Source organism: Lysobacter sp. 05T417 (genome assembly GCF_056396405.1).
In genome coordinates, this window is record NZ_JBFTLK010000028.1 from 1 (window position 1) to 526 (window position 526).

The 526-nt window shown below is 56.8% G+C and carries 1 protein-coding gene; it reads left to right on the top strand.

Features of this window, described 5'->3' with window-relative positions:
* Nucleotides 1–345 (top strand): hypothetical protein (locus tag AC1DER_RS17235; protein WP_477358225.1); only part of this gene is annotated, 345 nt, incomplete at its 5' end.
* Nucleotides 346–526 lie beyond the last annotated feature (181 nt).

The following is a 526-nucleotide window of genomic DNA, read 5'->3' on the forward strand; positions in this document are numbered from 1 at the left end:
TTGGCCGCGTACGGTGCCGAGGCACTTCAACTCCTTGCCAATGGCAATATTTCTGCCTTGGCAGAGCGCTTTGGGTACGCCCTGGCGTATGACGAGCATCCGGCGAGTGTGATCCAAAGAGACTTGGCGTTGTCCCTTGCTTCAGTCGGTGCAACCAGCCTAGCGCCAGCAGACGCTCAAGCTCCGCAAGTCGGCTATTTCAGGCCCAACGATACTGGGCTATTCGCCCTCATTGAGGTTCGAGTACCCACCAACAACGGTAAGGCCATTCTCTTAGAGTTGGTCGTCACGGGCAACGAAGCCAAGAAGCATCTCGCCTTGGAGCAGATCAGTGACGCGGCCTAACAATTCATTCAAGCCGACACCGCTCCGCGGTGCGGCTTAACTCAGGCGTTAGGCCGCATGAGCACGTTCCGCAGCATGAAAGGCACTCACATCCTTGCGCTGGTAGTCGCGACTCTTTGGGCAGTTGCCCTGCTCAAGGGTTTCGATAGCATCGATCTGATGCGCTCACAGCAAATTCCCG